We start from the raw sequence: 17,475 nt of genomic DNA, 5'->3' as shown, positions 1-17,475 counted from the left end.
ATTTTTACTAAAAAAAGTACCCTACGGAAATCTGGAACACCCTGTTCTTGAATTCTTCGGTGTCCTCATCAATATCATTGACATCCGACCCTAAATAATACCGTAGGCCAAAATTCAGTCCGTTTTCCAGTTTGTAACCAACGCCCAGAGCGAAACCAATATCCGTTGACTTTGTAACATCTTTCAAGTCGTCCGTTTCGCCATTGTCCTCTTGTTTTGAAGAAAGCAAAAAACCTACTTGCGGGCCTGCTTCGACACTTAGACCATCGTAAACATAATATTTGGCCATAATGGGCAAAGTGAGATAATCTATTTTAAAGATCTCGTCATTATTACTGTCGTTTTGATCTTTGGCACCGTGTGCTGAATAGAGCAATTCGGGTTGGACGGAAAAAACATCCGTCAGGGAAATTTCGGCCACTCCCCCCAAATGGAAGACTGTTCTGCTATCGGTCAATTCGGGTTGAAGCGTGGAAAGGTTCAGGCCTGCCTTGGCACCGAAAGCAAGGTCTTGAGCGTTGCCCATGGTGTGACCAAAGGCAACCAGTACTGCGAAAACAATCAATTTTTTCATAACTATGGTCTTTACGTTAAATAATGTGGGGACGCTTTGGAATCAATTCAAAACTATCAACAGCAAGCGTGCAGCACTAATAGCGGAGTGCCAAATGGTAACAGTAGGGTGCCAAAACCCAGAATCAATACGAAGAGGGGGAAACCCCAAAGCGCTCCTTAAAGCACTTGGCGAAATAGGAAAGGTTGTTGAAGCCCACTTGGTAGGCAATTTGGGTCACCGTATCGGCCTTTTGCGAAAGTAACTGCGCGGCACGCTTCAACCTGAAGTTTCTGAGCAGTTCGCCCGGGGTCTCGTTGGTAAGGGCCTTTAGCTTTCTGTGCAACTGGGTTTTGCTCATGGCGAGTTCTTTCTGCATTTGCGAAACCCCGAAAGCCGGATCTGAATGTTCCTTTTCCAACAACTCCAATACCTGTTCCAAAAATTTTTGGTCAATGGAATTCACCGCGATTTCCTTTGGGTCCACGGTTGCCTTGCTCTTGGAAAACAGTTCCCGAAGTTTTTGTCGTTGCTGGATAAGGTTTTTGGCACGTGCCAGTAGTTCGTTGGCCGCAAAAGGTTTGGTCAGGTAATCATCGGCCCCGGTTTCAAGGCCCTCTATCTTGTTCTCGACCCCTGCCCGAGCGGTGAGCATGATGATGGGAATATGGCTGGTCTCTACCTTTGTTTTCAGTTGTTTGCAGAGGTCTATGCCATCCATTTTGGGCATCATCAGGTCGGTGACCACCAAATCGGGTGGATTCGAAACGGCTTTTTTCAGTCCATCCTGTCCATTGACCGCCTCTTGGATCAGGTAGTCTTTCTGCAGATGCCCTTTAATAAACTGCCGCATGTCTTCATTGTCTTCGACCAACAGCACTTTGGGCAGGTTTCGTTTGTCCGCTTTTGCAAGATCCGACGTTTGAGCTTTGGGGAAATCCTTGGCGATGGGTTTTGTCATTTTTTTCGACTTTGATTGCCGCGTCTCTATTTTTTCGATAGGAATCTGCACCGTAAAATAGGTGCCTTTACCCTCTTCGCTTGACACAGTGATGGTACCATCCATCAGTTCGACCAGATCTTTTGAAAGTGAGAGACCGATACCCGAACCTTCACGTTCTTTTGTGGAACCACTATCAACTTGGTAAAACCGATCAAAAATAAAGGGAAGTTTTTCTTCGGAGATGCCCCTACCCGAATCCGAGACCTGAATGTTCAATTCTCCATTTCCATAATTAGCCCCAAAAGTTACCAATTCCCCATCATCGCTGAACTTAAATGCGTTGCTCAATAAATTGTACACAATCTTTTCCAATTTGTCACGGTCAAAGGCCGCCCATAGGATACCATCGGGAATCGAGACCCTAAAATCCATGTTCCGTTGCGCGGCGTGCGAGTTGAAGGAAGAGGCTGCCGCCCTAAGGCATTTATATATATCGCCCTCTGTGGCCTTGAGCTTCAAGCTTCCCTGGTCTATCCGTGACAAATCTAAAAGTTGGTTGACCAGCCCCAAGACCCGGTTGGTATTGCGGCGAATCATCTTAATGTCCTCCCTGTCCAATTTCTCATCGGGATTTTGTTCCAATTGCTCAATGGGGCCCTTGATCAAGGTCAAGGGCGTTCTAAACTCGTGGGAGATGTTGGCGAAAAAGTTAGACTTAGCCTTGTCAAGTGCCTGCAATTCATTGTTGGTCTTTTGCTTGATGCGGTATTGGTTATATAACAGGCCGGAAATCAGCAAGGCCAAAACCGCTAGGGCGATGATGGCGTTTCGTTCGTTTTCCCTTTTGTTCAGTTGCAGGGTCTGCAATTCTTTCTCCGATGCCAAAAGAGCGATTTCCTTGGTTTTTTGTTCATTTTGGTACTTAGCCTCCAAATCATTTGTAACCTTCAGTATCCTTTCATTATACAGACTATCTGATAAAATTTGGCCCTTTGAGGCATTCAAATAAGCATTTTGATAGTCACCCATCTTCTCATATGCTTTGGCCATTTTCTGATGTATTTTTACCTTCAAATCCAAATCTGCCAAAGAATCAATTGAACCAAGTAATTCTTTTGCCAATTCAATACTTTTTTGATATTCCCCCTTACCAAAAACAGACGATACCATTCCATATTGAACGGTGGCGATGAGTTTAGGATTGTTTACCTTTTTAGCATATGAAAAAGCCTCGGAAAAACTTCTTTCAGCCTCATCAAATGATTCTAAATTGTTGTAGACCACCCCAAGATTGTTCAGCACCCTTCCTGTACCTAAGTCATCACCTAGTTCTTTTTTTAGAAACAAAGCCCTTTTGTTGTAAACAAGTGCACTGTCATACGTACCCATCTCATTATAAGTTGAGGCGATATTGGTCAAGCAAGCCGAAATGCCCGGTTTTATATTGAGATTTTCAACAATGCCAAGGGCCGTGCGATAATGGTCGATTGCTTTTACATATTGTTTTTGAATTTTATAAATGCCCCCCATATAACTATGGATTCTCGCCTCGTTATTTTTATAATGGAGTTCTTCGGCCAATGGCAGCGCTTCCATATAATATTCCATAGCCGCTTCATATTGTGATTGTATTTGCTTGAGCCATCCAAACTCAACCTTGGTATCGACTATCATTTTCTGATTGTCCAATCTTGAAAACAATGAAAGAGCTTTGTCAAGACCTGTTTCCGCTTCATCGTATTTGCCCATACCAGATAATGCAAAACTTTTGACTCTATTCGATTCGGCCAAAAATGAAAGCAATTCTAGCTTTTCCGATAGCTGCTCAGCACTATCGGCATATCGAAGCGATGCTTCCAAATCCTTCCTCAGAAAAGCCCAAGACAAATCGAGATATGCTTGTATTTTGGTGCTGTCTTGGGGCAAAGTGGTTAGTTCTTGTAAATGGCTGTCGATTCTCGATTGGGAATACGTACAAATCGAGATTAGAAGAAGCAATATTTTTACCGACTTGATCACGAAAAGAATTGACTCTACAAGATATTCAATTTTCAATTGACCATATTAGTTTTTAATAGTACCAACCACTAACAGTCTTGTGCCAAATGTTACCACGGTGATAATTATGATGTTGCTTTATGGTAACCATTCATCGATAAAACCGGACCGTTGGTTTGCCCCACAACAAAAAACGATTGTTTGGCAACAAAATCTTAGCAATTTCGCTGTGGTGATGGTATCTTTATCTCTGATTAAGTAATAGTGTTTATCCCCAAAACTCACTTGTACTTACTGCTTAAGGTTATAGAAATACCCCAATTTTTTAAACCTACTTTCATTAAAAAAGCCCCGACGGTACCGTCGGGGCTTTTTTATTCAAGAAAACCATAGCGCGGTTAGAACAAATAGCTCAACCCCAACGTCCAGTAGGTTTGTAGATCGTTATCTATGTTATCAAAAGTGGCGCCCGTATTTCCGAGGGTGTTGATTTCGTAATTGAGGGCTTCCTGCTTGTTGTTCCGCAATCCGAAATCGAAACCGACCCCGATGGCCTTCCAAAGCGTGTACGAGAATGAATTGATCCACGTCCAGTTGCTCAAATCACCATCCTCATAACTCTGGAACATTGAAAGATTCGACTTGAAGTTAATGGCCCCTATCTTTCTCGTGTAATCGGCCACAATCTTGGCTCCTGCAGAAGAATTGAAAATGGTATCATCTTCCGCAAAAACAAAGTTGTAGTTCAGCGGATGTATCACCACGACCAAATCGTCAATGGGTGTCCATGTCATACCAACACCAAGGTCAAGGTATCCCGGATCGTTGAAATTGCTCAAGATGGTGGTTCGGTATTCCATCAAACCGGATACCGCCCATTTTTCACTGATGTTTCTGCCATACAGGGACGTCAGATTGAACACATCGGTGGCCTCGCGAAAACCATCTTCATCGTTGGGGTCGTCTTCGTCATCCAACTTTACCCACGAAAGGTTCGTGTTCAATGAATTTCGCCAAAAGAATTTTTCTTGCTTCAGATTGGCATAGGCATTGACGGTAAAACCGATGTTGCCCGATGAGTTGTTCGGAAACCCTTGTGCATACCAGTTGTTGAAGTTTGAAATACTGCCGCCTATGGTGCCAAAGGCACCCACCCGCCAACCGGGAAGCGCATCTATTTGGGCCTGCAGGGCATCGACCCTACCCTGAATCGCCGCAATGGAATCTTTCTTTGGGGCAATCTGGGCCTTCAGTTCTTCTTTGGTTTGGGCCAGGACCATAGTGGTGGCCAAAAGGGCACACCAAAAAGTGATCAAGTTCTTCATACTGTTAGTGTTTTAGCAATTAGAAACACAAAAGTACGAATTGTCACTCGCTTAGGCCTTTAGGGACTATTTTTTCTTGTGGATGGGCACTGAGGAACATGCCTCGCCGTACATAATGCTCTTGGCGACCGGTTGAATCTTTGCCACGGCCATCAGATAGGCGTTCTTGGGCACTGGCTTGTTTGAACAGCCCTTGATGATTACGGGCTTGTCGGCAAGGTCGGAAACATCCAAATTCTGAAGGATATCGTTGTAGAGCAACGTCTCAAGGATTTCCAAATCACCTTGCACCACTTTTTTGGCATGGGGCTGCAATCGGGAGGCCAGCAACATAAAGGCCCAGCCAGGCACAATGGCGTCGGTGGAACAGGTGAGGGCCACAAAGGCATCGGCATACTGCGACCAATCATGTTCGGTAACTTTTGCACGAAACTCTTTTTCACGAAGAATCAACCCTTCGTGCAGCCAATCTTTGATATCGAAAAGCACCCTTTTGCCCTCTGGGTAGTATGCTTCCAAATCAAAAGTGACCAGTTTGCTCTGGGCAACTCTGTTAACTATATCAGACATCCCTTAATTTATCTTTTAAACTACTCAACCCTATAATCATCAATATCAAAATTGCCCTTATCCGAAGATGGTGGGGGCATAACAAAACCCAAGATTAGATAGGCAAAGATTCCTAAGCCCCCAAATATTGTTAATGCCAACCATAGAATCCTTACAGTCTGTTTTGGCCAGTCAATAAACTCGGCAATACCGCCACAGACGCCTAAAAGCATTTGATCATTAGATTTTGTCAATCTTCTATTGGCCATTTTCGTATTTCTAACTTCGTACTTCTAACTTATGAGCAATTGCATTCCCCTTCGACTGCGCTGAGGATGACATTGGTACAGATAAGACTATAGAAGTCCCAATTCCAATTTGGCCTCCTCACTCATAAGATCCTGTGTCCACGGAGGATCAAAAGTGATTTCGACCTCCGCATCCTTAACGGCATCCAGCGACTTTACCTTTTCCTCTACTTCTACCGGAAGCGTTTCTGCCACCGGGCAGTTCGGTGAGGTAAGGGTCATCAGTATCTTAACGTCGTTGTCTTCGTTGACAAAGACATCATAAATCAATCCCAGTTCATAAATATCCACTGGAATCTCCGGATCGTAAATCGTCTTTAAGACCCTTACTATTTTTTCGCCCAATTCGGCGGTGTCTATTGTTGTTGTTTCCTCGCTCATTTCTAAACTAAAGTTTATTGTTTATGGGTTTATAGGTGTTTTTGGTAAACTTATAAACTTGGCCGTAGGCCAGAAACCCATAAACTAATTTAATTGTGTTTGATAGGCCACCGCATACAACTTCAATTGCTTGATCATGCTGACCAAGCCATTGGCCCTTGTGGGCGATAAGTGCTCTTTCAGGCCGATCTTATCGATAAAATCAGTATCGGCCTCGATGATATCTTGTGGTTTTTGATTGCTGAAAACCCGTATCAAAATAGCAATGATGCCCTTGGTGATGATGGCATCGCTATCGGCCGTAAAGATCAATTTGTCACCTTGAAGTTCGGCATGCACCCATACCTTGCTTTGGCAGCCTTTGATCAGATTGTCATCGGTCTTATATTTTTCATCGATCAAGGGCAATGATTTGCCCAACTCGATCATATACTCATAGCGCTGCATCCAATCATCGAACATTGAAAACTCTTCAACTATTTCGTCTTGTATCTCGGCAATGGTCATAAGCTACTATTGATCTCCCTAAAAAGGGAGCGGTTCGTTTCTTGCAAAAATACAATTTGAAAGAAGGTTAATCAAAAGATTGGCAAAGTATTGGCACGCTACAAAAGCATCGTTTTGGCCCTTTTCACCCCTTCTACCAACCCATCGATTTCTTGCTTGGTATTGTAGAAGCTAAAGCTGGCACGGACCGTACCGGGTATCTGGTAGAAATCCATAATGGGCTGTGCACAGTGATGGCCGGTGCGTACGGCAATGCCCAGTTTATCGAGAATGGTGCCAATATCATATGGATGAACACCTTCTATGTTGAACGATATGACGGATGTTTTTTCTTTTGCCGTACCGTAGATTTTGAGTCCTTCGATTTCTAGCAGCTTTTCGGTAGCGTATTGCAGCAATTCATGCTCATACGCGGCTATTGCCCCAAAACCAATACTGTTCATATAATCGAGTGCTGCTCCGAAAGCGATGCCACCGCAGACATTGGGCGTGCCTGCTTCAAATTTATGGGGCAGATCGGCATAGGTGGTCTTTTCAAAGGTGACTTCGGCAATCATTTCACCCCCGCCTTGATAGGGGGGCAATTTTTGCAGCCATTCCTTTTTACCGTACAGCATTCCCACCCCGGTGGGGCCACACATCTTATGGGCCGAAACGGTATAGAAATCCGCATCCAAGGCCTGCATATCGGCCTTGATGTGCGGGGCCGCCTGGGCACCATCTACCAGCACGGCGGCACCTGCCCTATGGGCCGCATCGATAATTTCTTTTATGGGATTTACCGTTCCCAGCGCATTCGAAACATGGTTACAGAACACCAATTTGACTTTTTCGGAAAGCAGTTTGTGGTATTCTTCCATGATCAATTCCCCCTCGAGATTCATGGGAATCACCTTTAAAACGGCCCCTGTTCGATCGCAGAGCATTTGCCAGGGCACAATATTGCTATGGTGTTCCATGGCCGAGACCAAGACCTCATCGCCCTTTTTCAAAAAGGAAGAAAAGCCGTTGGCCACCAAATTGATGGCATGCGTGGTCCCAGAAGTAAAGATCACTTCGTGGGGCTTTGCAATATTGAAATGCCTTTGGATCTTGATACGTGCCTCTTCATAGGCATCTGTGGCCTCTTGTGAGAGGGTATGTACCCCTCGGTGTATATTGGCGTTGTATCGCTGGTAATAGTCAACGATGACATCGATGACCTGTTGCGGGGTCTGCGAGGTGGCTGCGTTGTCAAAATAGACCAAGGGCTTTCCATTGACCTCTCGACTGAGTATTGGGAAGTCTTTACGTATGGTTTCTATGTTATATGCAGCGTCTATCATGAAGAAAGTTCCCGTTCAAATACCATAAAATTCGTTTATAGCTCAAACCCCAGCCGAACCCCCAGCTTGTTGGCGATCAATTTATTGATCCGGGCCTTCAGTTCGGGTATGCGCACACTCTCCAACACGTTGTTGGCAAAGGCGTACATCAAAAGGGCGGTCGCTTCTTTTTTGGGGATACCCCTGGATTGCAGATAGAACAGAGCTTCTTTGTCCAACTGGCCTATGGTACACCCGTGCGAGCATTTTACATCATCGGCAAAAATCTCCAATTGGGGTTTGCTGTTAACCGTAGCCTTATCACTTATCAACACATTGTTGTTCTGTTGAAAAGCATTGGTCTTTTGGGCAATCTTGTCGACAATGATCTTGCCGTTGAAAACGCCTGTGGAGCGTTCCCCGAAAATACCTTTGTAGTCTTGGTGGCTCTCGCAATTGGGTTGTGAATGGTGTACCAAGGTGTGGTGATCCACGTGTTGTTTTTCGCCCAAAATGGTAACCCCTTTCAAAGTGGAGTCGATACGCTCACCGTTTTGGTAAAAATTGAGGTTGTTACGTGTCAACTTTCCACCAAAAGAAAAGGTGTGTACCCGCACTACACTATTATCTTTCTGCGAGATATAGGTATTGTCTATCAAAGAGGCGGTCTTGGCATCGTTCTGTACCTTGTAGTAATCGACAATGGCATCTTTGGCAGCAAAAATCTCGGTCACCGAATTGGTAAATACCTCATTGCCGGTCAAACTTTGATGGCGTTCTATTATCTGAAGTTCGGCATTTTCTTCGGCGATGATCAGATTACGGGGCTGCAACATCAAAGCCGCCTCATTGCCCGTGGCCAGGTGCAAGATTTGAATAGGCTTTCTTGGAGCCTTGTTCTTTGGAATATAAATGTAGGCCCCCTCTTTACTGAACGCCGTGTTCAAGGTGGTCAGCGATTCTTCTTTAGAGGCAACCTGGTTGAAATACACATCGATTATCGGTTTGTACATGGGCTTGGTCAATGCCGAGCTCATTAAACATACATCAACGCCGTCATGGGTTGTTTCAGAGAGGTAACTGCTGTAGATTCCATCGATGAACACTATTTTATACGTGTCGATCTCATGCAGGAAGTACTTTTTGATGTCTTTGTACTCTAAGGTATTCTCCTCTTTGGGAAACACAGTGAAGTCAACCTTTTGAAGACTGTTCAACGAGGTATACTTCCAGGCTTCCTGTTTTTTGGTCGGAAACCCTTTCTCTTCAAAATTCTTGATGGCCTCTGAACGGATGTCGTGCACCGGGTGGTCGACATCAACATTGTTCTCAAACGCCATAAACGATGATATAAGCTTGTCTTTTAAATCCATTACTCTTTGGTTTCTTGTTTGTCATCAAACATAGTTTGATGTTTCAAGTTACTATTGTTTGCCCCTCTATTTTTGAACTTCAAACCTTTGAAATCCTCTTTGCTGAGATAGGCTATGAAATTTGCTATTCGCTTACTCAAAACTTTGTAATCCTCTACCAGCTTAATAAAACTTTCTTCGTTTAAGTATCCATTATCGTAAATACGATGCAGTTGCGACCTTGTCTCACCTGCTGATGATTTTGCGATGGACAAAAATTGTATGAATTCCCTATTTCCATCCCTTTCGAATCCTTCAGCAATATTGTCCATGACAGAACCTGAAGAAGCCTTTATTTGATCTCTAAGTCTAAAATCTGATTTCAAGTCGGTCGATGTGGATATTTCAATTATTTCCTTAGACAATCGCCTTGCTTCCTGCCAAATATCCAAGTCTTCAAAATATCTTATTGTAGCCATAACCTGAAACCAGAAACCCTTAAACCATCAACTATTGAACCGTTGCTTCCTGTTTGATCCAATCGTAACCCTTTTCTTCCAACTCCAGGGCCAGTTCTTTATCGCCTGACTTCACGATTTTACCATCATGCAGTACATGCACAAAATCAGGAACAATATATTCGAGCAACCGCTGGTAATGTGTGATTACGATGATTGCGTTGTCTTTGTTTCGCAATTTATTGACACCGTTGGCCACGATGCGCAGTGCATCGATATCCAAGCCCGAGTCGGTCTCGTCTAAAATGGCCAGCTTGGGTTCCATCATGGCCATTTGAAAGATTTCGTTACGTTTCTTCTCACCGCCGGAAAACCCTTCGTTCAACGACCTTGATAGAAACTTTCGGTCAATTTCCAATAGTTCAGATTTTTCACGAATTAGCTTCAACATCTGGTTGGCGGGCATTTCTTCAAGGCCCCTTGCCTTGCGCGACTCGTTGATGGCAGTCTTCATAAAATTGGTCACCGAAACACCAGGTATCTCAACAGGGTACTGAAACGAAAGAAAAATACCTTTGTGGGCCCGTTCTTCAGGCGACAGCTCTTCTAGGTCTTCACCATCCAACTCAATGCTTCCTTTTTTGATTTCGAATTCCTCTCGACCGGCTATCACTTCTGCCAAGGTGCTCTTGCCCGAGCCATTGGGGCCCATGATGGCATGCACCTCACCAGCATTGACCTCGAGATTGATTCCTTTGAGTATCTTTTTATCCTCTACACTGGCGTGCAAATCTTTTATTCTTAACATCGTTCTTGTTTTCTTTATTTCAAATAATTTGGTGTCTTTGGAAATTTATCAAAGTCTTCTTGTGAGTGCTGTAAATATACCTTTGCGTTCTTTTCTTTGGCAAAAGCCTCAAAAGTATCCATGCTCTCTATGGTCTGGGCGACATCATGGTTAAATATCGGAATGCGCCTGAACTCACGGTTCTCTGAAAAATGATAGAGGTCTCCAGACAATAGCAACGGGCCATGTTCTGCCAGGTCAACAAAAAGCACCTGATGGCCCGGGGTGTGGCCGGGCATGTATTTCATGACCACGGTACCGTCGCCAAACACATCGTAATCGCCCTTTATTTTTCTAATGTTCTCCAAATCGTCAATGGCATTGTACACCTCTGGGTTCGACTTTTGCACCTCTTCGCTGGTCACAAAATCATATTCTGTCTCTTGTACCAACCAAGTGGCGTTCTTTAGCTGCTCGGCGTGCCCGCTATGGTCAAAATGGGTATGCGACAGTGCCAAATACTCAATATCGTCTACGGTGAGCCCTATTGATGCCAATTGCGTGGCAAGCGAATCGCTTCTTGAAACCGTAAAGGCACCACTTGGGTCGGTATACGGTTCTGGCAAGCCGACAAGGCTTTCAGGAAGCCCGGCATCCCACATCAATGTGCCCTTTGGGTGCTCGATCACGTAGTAGGCATCAGCAAATACTCTCGATTGGCCCGTATAGGTGGTGTCTTGCGAAAACAGTTCCAACTGGTTCACCTGAACGGTGCCACCGTCAAGGGCATACAGCTTCACCATTACCTTGCCCGAATCGGTGGCAGCCGCTTGGTTCTCAGCCACTTCTTTTTTGGTCTGCTTGCACGAAACCAAGCCCAATATTGCCAATAGAAGTAATGTTCTTTTCATGGTCATTGCTTTATCCTACAGATCCCTCAAGACTGATTTCCAATAGTTTTTGTGCCTCTACGGCAAATTCCATGGGCAATTTGTTCAACACCTCTTTGCTGAACCCGTTCACAATAAGAGCAATTGCTTTTTCGGTGTCTATACCCCGCTGGTTGCAGTAAAAAATCTGGTCTTCACCAATTTTACTGGTAGTGGCCTCGTGTTCTATCTGCGCTGTCTTGTTCTTGGCCTCAATATAGGGGAAGGTATGTGCCCCACACTCATTGCCCATCAAAAGGGAGTCGCACTGCGAAAAGTTTCGCGCATTCTCAGCGCGGCTGTTCACCTGTACCAACCCCCTGTAACTGTTCTGCGACCGGCCGGCAGAAATTCCTTTTGAGATGATGGTGCTCTTGGTGTTCTTGCCCAAATGGATCATTTTGGTGCCCGTATCGGCCTGTTGAAAGTTGTTCGTTACGGCAATGGAGTAAAACTCCCCGATGGAATTGTCTCCCTTTAAGATACAGGAAGGATACTTCCAAGTGATGGCAGAGCCCGTTTCTACCTGTGTCCATGAAATCTTGGCATTCTTCTCACAAATTCCGCGTTTGGTCACAAAATTGTAGACCCCGCCCTTTCCTTCCTTATCTCCTGGAAACCAGTTCTGGACCGTTGAGTACTTGATCTCTGCATCGTCGAGTGCAATCAGTTCGACCACGGCCGCATGCAGCTGGTTTTCATCCCGTGAAGGTGCCGTACAACCTTCCAAATAGCTCACATAACTGCCCTCATCGGCAATCACCAGGGTTCTTTCGAACTGGCCGGTGCCCGCTTGGTTGATCCTAAAATAGGTTGAAAGCTCCATCGGGCAACGCACCCCCTTTGGTATATAGCAAAAACTGCCATCAGAGAAAACGGCCGAGTTCAATGCAGCGTAGAAATTGTCTTTTCTGGGCACCACGGTGCCAATATATTTTTTCACCAGTTCAGGATGCTCTTGTATCGCTTCTGAAATGGAACAAAAAATGATGCCCTTTTCGGCCAAGGTCTTTTTGAAGGTGGTGGCCACTGAAACAGAATCCATCACTACATCGACGGCCACTCCGGCAAGTTTCTTTTGCTCATCCAAAGAAATGCCCAGTTTTTTAAACGTATCCAACAATTCGGGGTCTACCTCATCCAAACTGTTGTACTTGGGCTTTTTGTTGGGGGCCGAATAATATGAGATATTTTGAAAATCGGGTTTCTTGTAGGTGACGTTGGCCCATTCGGGTTCTTCCATTTCCTTCCAGATACGAAACGCTTCCAAACGCCAGTCAGTCATCCATTCGGGCTCGTTCTTCTTTTTTGAAATGGCTCTGACAATATGTTCGTTCAGTCCTTTCGGAAAGGTATCCGACTCAATATCCGTATAAAAGCCGTACTCATATTCTTTGGTTTCGAGTTCTTTCTTTAATTCTTCCTCTGTATAGGCCATGTTCTTTCAATTAATCGGTTTGAAGGTCTTAATTTGAAAAGGGTCCGTTTTCACAATCTTCAAATCAAGGTATCTTCAAATTTTCAAAGTTAGAGTGAAAAGCTTTCACCGCATCCACAGGTACGCTGTGCATTGGGGTTGTTGAACACGAACCCCTTGCCGTTCAATCCACCGGAATATTCCAAGGTTGTGCCGACCAGGTACAAAAAGCTCTTTTTATTAACGATGATGCGAACCGAATTGTCTTCGAAGACCTTGTCGTCTTCATCTACTTTGTCGTCGAATTTCAGTTCGTAAGACAATCCACTGCACCCACCGCTCTTTACGCCAACGCGCACAAAGTCTTTGTTGGCATCGAAACCTTCTTCGGTCATCAACGCCACCACTTTCTGCTTTGCGGTATCAGAAACTTTGATCATCCTTACTAAGATTTATTCTAAATAGTAGGCAAATATACGGCATTAACAATGTTTTACCACGTTTTCTAACATTATAATAACGAATGTATGGATAGGGTTTTTCTATGGAAAGGGAATCCCTTTTATTTTACCTTAAGAACCAGGAGGTCTGTTGCACCTTTGTGCCGTATTTCGGGTATGTCTGCACTCTGGGTCTCTCCGACCAGCACTATACTTCCGTCCTCATTTTCAAGGGCAGCAAAGCCATAGTCCAGGCCCGATCCCCCATAGGTCTGTTGCCAGACCAAATTGCCATTACCATCTGTCTTCATGAGCCAAAGGTCGTTCTCACCATTGTTCTCACTAAGATGGCCGTCGTTGCTCTTTGCGTTTCCGGCTATCAAGAATCCCCCATCAATGGTTGGGCTGATACTTTCGGCAGCGTCAAATTCAGAGCCACCAAAGGTCTTTTGCCAAAGCATGTTGCCGTTGTCATCCAGTTTGACCAACCAGACATCAGACTCCCCATTATTTTTAGAGACATCGGCATCAACACTAAACGTATGCCCGACCACCATGTAACCCCCGTCTGCCGTTTTGGTAATGTCTCGGGCGATATCAATGCCCGAACCGCCCAAAGATCTCTGCCAAACAAGTGTACCGTTCTTATCGACCTTCACCACCCAAAAATCATAGCTTCCCTTGGGGTCGGTGATATCAAAATCATCACTTTCAGAGGCTCCGGCCATTACAAAGCCCCCATCATGGGCCACCACTACGCCATAGGCGCGATCATTGTTGGTGCCCCCAAAGTATCGCCGCCATTGTAGGTTGCCCTGGGCATCGAGCTTGGTGCCCCAAAATTCGCCCACACCGTGCCTTGTCAAATATCCGCCCTTGCCAAAATTGCCCTCACCCCCTGATTGGGTCACATCTAAAAAACCGGCAAAGAAAAAGCCCCCATCGGCTGTCTGTACCACATCATAGCTGTGATCGTGGCCCGAAAACCCAAAGCTTTTTTCCCAAAGGATGTTTCCAGTGGCATCCAATCTCAAAATCCAATTGTCGTGAAAGCCCTCGTTGTTACTCCCATCGCCGTCATCGCTCATGGCATAACCCACTATGGCAAAGCCTCCATCACCTGTTTCGATGACCGATTGGCCGCGATCATCCTTGCTGCCGCCGTAGGTCTTGCTCCAGAGCAGATTGCCATCAGCATCAAGCTTTAACAGCCAGTAATCGTTGACAGCCAATGACTTATTCATAATATCACCATCTGTACTGTTGGTATAGCCCAATATGGCATAACCACCATCACTGGTCTTGACGACGGCCTGGGCCGTATCCTCGCCCGAGCCCCCGAAGTTTTTCATCCAAGCCAACTCTCCAAGAAATGTGCTTTCTTCGATAGGTGATATGCCCTCATCATCTGAGCAACCCAATATGGTAATCAAAAACGATAGTGCAAGCCACTTTCTCATCCTCAGAAATTTGACCTTTTGATTACAAATAATCCTGAATTGATATCGTTGACCAAAATCTTGCCACTTGCAAAATAGGGATAGACACTCCAGACCCCATTAAAACTTACCGTATTGTTACTTGGATACGTATCGAAGAAGCCCTCTTCAACGATTGTCTTATCTGCAATCTGTGAAATATCGAGCACCCGTAAACCCGCGGTATAATTCGCCAAAAAATAAAGATTGCCCAGCACATAACCGTTATGATCAATGGCCCCCGTGGGGCCGGTATAGGTAGTATGCAACACTGGGGCGTCGAGGTCTGTAAGGTCAAAAACCAAAGTGCGGGAATCCAATCCAAAATTGACCTCATCGAGTTCATCGCACAGAATAAAATAACGCTGATCTTCGGTAAACCAACCCTGGTGTGTATAGCCCAGTTGCGGATACCCCAAGGCCGCGACGTCGGTAGGGTTATCCTTATCGGTTATATCGGCAATTACAACCTGATTTTCATTGGCCCCGATAAAAATTTCACGGCCCGTATAATCGGCATCGGGGCCGTTATAGCTGACCACCTGGGCATCATGGGTGTAGCCTTGGGCACCATAGCCTCCAACTCCCACAGGGCTGGTCGGGTCGCCAACGTCCACAAAATGTACCCCCCCGGTAAAGGCATCGTTTCGATCGGTGCCCACAGGGTATGCAAAGCCCGTGGCTTCATTGATCACAAGATTGTGCGCATTGCCGATATCGGTATAGCGGGCATCAGCGCTAAATGTTTCGGGCGGGTTGGCCACGTTGCGCAATCGTGTAAGATCAAATACCTGCATGCCATGGCCCGCAGCTTCGGCCACGATAAAGGCATGATTACCGTAGACTTTGATGTCGCGCCATGTGCTTGAAGTGGTGGCCGTGGGCAATTTGCCAAGATACTGAGGGTTTTGATTATCGGTAATATCAACAAATGCCGTTCCATTGTCAAGGCCCACAATGGCATATTCGCGGTTGTTGTCAGGGTCTGTCCACCCCCAAATATCGTTTGCACTAGCGGCATTAAAAGCGCTCAGGGGCATGTGAAATACCAAATCGTACCCCTGACAGGGATATCCAGCTGCCAACCCCCCCTCACAGGGCACATTGCCGTTCTGTGAGCCCCCAGACCCTATATCGGGGGCATCATGAGTGCCACCTCCCGCATCATCATCGGTCATGGCAATGTCATCATCGGTGATGACCTGTTCAGCATTGCCGTCATCACGGGAACATCCCAATAAATAAAAGAAAAGAACAAAGACCAGAATTGAAAGTCTCATGGGGTGTCAGCAATTTTGTTTTAAAGATACGATTTAACCCAAACAATATTTAAAAATCCATCATTTGGGTTTAAAATTATCCGCTGTATTTTTGCGCCATGCTGCAAGACAAGAACGAAAAACGGACCCCACTTGAAGAACTGGGTGAATTTGCCTTGATCAAACACTTAACCAAAGATTTCAAGCCAACGCGCCCTTCAACCGTCAAAGGTATTGGCGATGATGCCACCGTGCTCGATTTCAAGGGCAACAAAACCCTTATTTCAACCGATTTGCTTATTGAGGGCGTACACTTTGACCTTACCTATATGCCCCTGAAGCATTTGGGCTACAAATCGGTAATCGTCAACCTTTCAGACATCTGCGCCATGAATGCGCTACCCACACAAATAACCGTGTCTTTGGCCGTCTCGAACCGTTTTCCGCTGGAGGCGTTGGAAGAATTCTACTCAGGCGTGGCCACTGCCTGTCGCATCTATGGAGTCGATCTTGTGGGGGGCGACACCACCTCATCGACCAAGGGCATGTTGATCAGCGTGACGGCCATTGGCGAGGGTGACAGCAAAAAAATAACCTACCGGTCAGGGGCCAAGCCCCATGATCTTTTGGTGGTTACCGGAGATGTAGGAGGTGCCTATCTTGGTCTTCAGGTGCTGGAGCGCGAAAAAGAAGTCTTTAAGGTAAATCCGCAGAACCAGCCAGACCTTGAACCCTACACCTATATTATTGAAAGGCAGCTGAAGCCCGAGGCCCGTAAAGATATTGTGGAGCTTTTGGAGAAACTGGAAGTGAAACCGACGTCAATGATCGATATCAGCGACGGCCTATCATCTGAGATTTTACATTTGTGCGAACAAAGTGGGGTGGGGTGCAATCTGTTTGAGGACAAAATACCATTAGACCCCACCGTAATAGCTACTTCTGAGGAATTTAAGATGGACAGCACCATGATTGCCCTGGGCGGGGGCGAAGACTATGAACTACTGTTCACCATCGACCAAAAAGACTTTGACAAAATAAAAGGAAACCCCAACCTAACCGTAATCGGGCACATGATAGAAAAAGAAGAAGGTGCCCATTTGGTGACCAGGGCCAATACCAAGATACCCCTAAAGGCCCAGGGGTGGAATTCGTTCAATGATTAGGCCACATGCTGCACCACGCGGCGGCGGCGCTTGCGGTACATTTCTTGCAATGTACTGTTGATCTCGCGCATTTGTGGTGTTAAGATCGACAACTTTCCGCTCACATCGGTTGTGACCTGTTTTTGGCAATGAAGACATTTGTACTCCTTGATGTGTTGGGTAACCTTTTTTGAAACCACATAATGGTGACCAAAGAGATTGCAGAAGAGGGCGCTGAAGAAATTGCCCTTTTGGGATGCTGTAGTTTTCATAAGTCGGTTTTTTTGCATTTCACGATTTGGGGACCGGTCATGCCAATTTGCTATTTCTTATACGTTTAAA

18 protein-coding genes are annotated in these 17,475 nt (G+C 45.5%); 1 reads left to right on the top strand and 17 read right to left on the bottom strand.

Annotated elements, in window-relative coordinates:
* Window positions 1-7 precede the first annotated feature (7 nt).
* From VC82_RS07240 to VC82_RS07165, 16 genes are all read right to left on the bottom strand, one after another.
* Window positions 8-574 (bottom strand): porin family protein, encoded by a 567-nt coding sequence (locus VC82_RS07240; protein ID WP_052698945.1) that lies wholly within the window; start codon window positions 572-574, stop codon window positions 8-10.
* Between the two features lie 124 nt (window positions 575-698).
* A complete protein-coding gene (locus VC82_RS15235; RefSeq protein WP_157518013.1) occupies window positions 699-3,551 on the bottom strand; it encodes a hybrid sensor histidine kinase/response regulator transcription factor in 2,853 nt (950 codons plus the stop codon).
* A gap of 341 nt (window positions 3,552-3,892) precedes the next feature.
* A complete protein-coding gene (locus tag VC82_RS07230) occupies window positions 3,893-4,819 on the bottom strand; it encodes a DUF3078 domain-containing protein (RefSeq protein ID WP_045801785.1) in 927 nt (308 codons plus the stop codon).
* A gap of 66 nt (window positions 4,820-4,885) precedes the next feature.
* Complete coding sequence (locus tag VC82_RS07225) at window positions 4,886-5,389, bottom strand: DUF2480 family protein (protein WP_045801784.1); 504 nt, start codon at window positions 5,387-5,389, stop codon at window positions 4,886-4,888.
* Between the two features lie 20 nt (window positions 5,390-5,409).
* On the bottom strand, window positions 5,410-5,637 hold the full coding sequence (locus tag VC82_RS07220; RefSeq protein ID WP_045801783.1) for a PspC domain-containing protein: 228 nt from the start codon (window positions 5,635-5,637) through the stop codon (window positions 5,410-5,412).
* An 87-nt stretch (window positions 5,638-5,724) separates the two neighbouring features.
* Complete coding sequence (locus tag VC82_RS07215) at window positions 5,725-6,057, bottom strand: SUF system Fe-S cluster assembly protein (RefSeq protein ID WP_045801782.1); 333 nt, start codon at window positions 6,055-6,057, stop codon at window positions 5,725-5,727.
* Between the two features lie 84 nt (window positions 6,058-6,141).
* Complete coding sequence (locus tag VC82_RS07210) at window positions 6,142-6,564, bottom strand: SufE family protein (protein ID WP_045801781.1); 423 nt, start codon at window positions 6,562-6,564, stop codon at window positions 6,142-6,144.
* Window positions 6,565-6,662: 98 nt separating this feature from the next.
* On the bottom strand, window positions 6,663-7,889 hold the full coding sequence (locus tag VC82_RS07205) for an aminotransferase class V-fold PLP-dependent enzyme (protein WP_045801780.1): 1,227 nt from the start codon (window positions 7,887-7,889) through the stop codon (window positions 6,663-6,665).
* A gap of 35 nt (window positions 7,890-7,924) precedes the next feature.
* Window positions 7,925-9,241 (bottom strand): Fe-S cluster assembly protein SufD, encoded by a 1,317-nt coding sequence (gene sufD, locus VC82_RS07200; protein ID WP_045801779.1) that lies wholly within the window; start codon window positions 9,239-9,241, stop codon window positions 7,925-7,927.
* Entirely contained in the window at window positions 9,241-9,699 is a 459-nt protein-coding gene (locus VC82_RS07195; protein WP_084598178.1) for a four helix bundle protein, read from the bottom strand. The genes sufD and VC82_RS07195 overlap by 1 nt, the downstream gene beginning before the upstream one ends.
* A 31-nt stretch (window positions 9,700-9,730) precedes the next feature.
* Window positions 9,731-10,486: a Fe-S cluster assembly ATPase SufC gene (sufC, locus tag VC82_RS07190; RefSeq protein WP_045801778.1), complete on the bottom strand. Its 756-nt coding sequence runs from the start codon at window positions 10,484-10,486 to the stop codon at window positions 9,731-9,733.
* Window positions 10,487-10,500: 14 nt separating this feature from the next.
* Window positions 10,501-11,376 carry an N-acyl homoserine lactonase family protein gene (locus VC82_RS07185; RefSeq protein WP_045803306.1) on the bottom strand — a complete coding sequence of 292 codons (876 nt, stop codon included), beginning with the start codon at window positions 11,374-11,376 and terminating at the stop codon, window positions 10,501-10,503.
* Window positions 11,377-11,386: 10 nt separating this feature from the next.
* Window positions 11,387-12,832, bottom strand: coding sequence for a Fe-S cluster assembly protein SufB (gene sufB, locus VC82_RS07180; RefSeq protein ID WP_045801777.1), 1,446 nt, complete (start codon window positions 12,830-12,832; stop codon window positions 11,387-11,389).
* Between the two features lie 89 nt (window positions 12,833-12,921).
* Window positions 12,922-13,251, bottom strand: a complete 330-nt coding sequence (locus VC82_RS07175) for a HesB/IscA family protein (protein ID WP_045801776.1) — start codon at window positions 13,249-13,251, stop codon at window positions 12,922-12,924.
* 122 nt (window positions 13,252-13,373) lie between these two features.
* Window positions 13,374-14,711 (bottom strand): hypothetical protein, encoded by a 1,338-nt coding sequence (locus VC82_RS07170; RefSeq protein ID WP_045801775.1) that lies wholly within the window; start codon window positions 14,709-14,711, stop codon window positions 13,374-13,376.
* Between the two features lie 2 nt (window positions 14,712-14,713).
* Window positions 14,714-16,009 (bottom strand): choice-of-anchor B family protein, encoded by a 1,296-nt coding sequence (locus VC82_RS07165; protein ID WP_045801774.1) that lies wholly within the window; start codon window positions 16,007-16,009, stop codon window positions 14,714-14,716.
* 98 nt (window positions 16,010-16,107) lie between these two features.
* Between VC82_RS07165 and thiL the strand changes: the two genes are divergently transcribed.
* Window positions 16,108-17,154 (top strand): thiamine-phosphate kinase, encoded by a 1,047-nt coding sequence (gene thiL, locus VC82_RS07160; protein ID WP_045801773.1) that lies wholly within the window; start codon window positions 16,108-16,110, stop codon window positions 17,152-17,154.
* Here the strand turns inward: thiL and VC82_RS07155 are convergent.
* Complete coding sequence (locus VC82_RS07155; protein ID WP_045803305.1) at window positions 17,151-17,405, bottom strand: hypothetical protein; 255 nt, start codon at window positions 17,403-17,405, stop codon at window positions 17,151-17,153. The two genes, thiL and VC82_RS07155, sit on opposite strands and share 4 nt — an antisense overlap.
* Window positions 17,406-17,475: the final 70 nt, after the last annotated feature.

The sequence above is a fragment of the Flagellimonas lutaonensis genome (assembly GCF_000963865.1).
Classification (GTDB): domain Bacteria; phylum Bacteroidota; class Bacteroidia; order Flavobacteriales; family Flavobacteriaceae; genus Flagellimonas_A; species Flagellimonas_A lutaonensis.
This window is presented reverse-complemented; position numbering and strand designations above follow the sequence as displayed.

Coding starts and splice junctions, on each gene's coding strand:
- VC82_RS07220 (WP_045801783.1), bottom strand. CDS start 5,637: ATGGCCAATAGAAGATTGACAAAATCTAATGATCAAATGCTTTTAGGC.
- VC82_RS07185 (WP_045803306.1), bottom strand. CDS start 11,376: ATGAAAAGAACATTACTTCTATTGGCAATATTGGGCTTGGTTTCGTGC.
- VC82_RS07175 (WP_045801776.1), bottom strand. CDS start 13,251: ATGATCAAAGTTTCTGATACCGCAAAGCAGAAAGTGGTGGCGTTGATG.
- sufC (WP_045801778.1), bottom strand. CDS start 10,486: ATGTTAAGAATAAAAGATTTGCACGCCAGTGTAGAGGATAAAAAGATA.
- sufB (WP_045801777.1), bottom strand. CDS start 12,832: ATGGCCTATACAGAGGAAGAATTAAAGAAAGAACTCGAAACCAAAGAA.
- VC82_RS07170 (WP_045801775.1), bottom strand. CDS start 14,711: ATGAGAAAGTGGCTTGCACTATCGTTTTTGATTACCATATTGGGTTGC.
- sufD (WP_045801779.1), bottom strand. CDS start 9,241: ATGGATTTAAAAGACAAGCTTATATCATCGTTTATGGCGTTTGAGAAC.
- VC82_RS07205 (WP_045801780.1), bottom strand. CDS start 7,889: ATGATAGACGCTGCATATAACATAGAAACCATACGTAAAGACTTCCCA.
- VC82_RS07215 (WP_045801782.1), bottom strand. CDS start 6,057: ATGAGCGAGGAAACAACAACAATAGACACCGCCGAATTGGGCGAAAAA.
- VC82_RS07230 (WP_045801785.1), bottom strand. CDS start 4,819: ATGAAGAACTTGATCACTTTTTGGTGTGCCCTTTTGGCCACCACTATG.
- VC82_RS07155 (WP_045803305.1), bottom strand. CDS start 17,405: ATGAAAACTACAGCATCCCAAAAGGGCAATTTCTTCAGCGCCCTCTTC.
- VC82_RS07225 (WP_045801784.1), bottom strand. CDS start 5,389: ATGTCTGATATAGTTAACAGAGTTGCCCAGAGCAAACTGGTCACTTTT.
- VC82_RS07195 (WP_084598178.1), bottom strand. CDS start 9,699: ATGGCTACAATAAGATATTTTGAAGACTTGGATATTTGGCAGGAAGCA.
- VC82_RS07210 (WP_045801781.1), bottom strand. CDS start 6,564: ATGACCATTGCCGAGATACAAGACGAAATAGTTGAAGAGTTTTCAATG.
- thiL (WP_045801773.1), top strand. CDS start 16,108: ATGCTGCAAGACAAGAACGAAAAACGGACCCCACTTGAAGAACTGGGT.
- VC82_RS07240 (WP_052698945.1), bottom strand. CDS start 574: ATGAAAAAATTGATTGTTTTCGCAGTACTGGTTGCCTTTGGTCACACC.
- VC82_RS07165 (WP_045801774.1), bottom strand. CDS start 16,009: ATGAGACTTTCAATTCTGGTCTTTGTTCTTTTCTTTTATTTATTGGGA.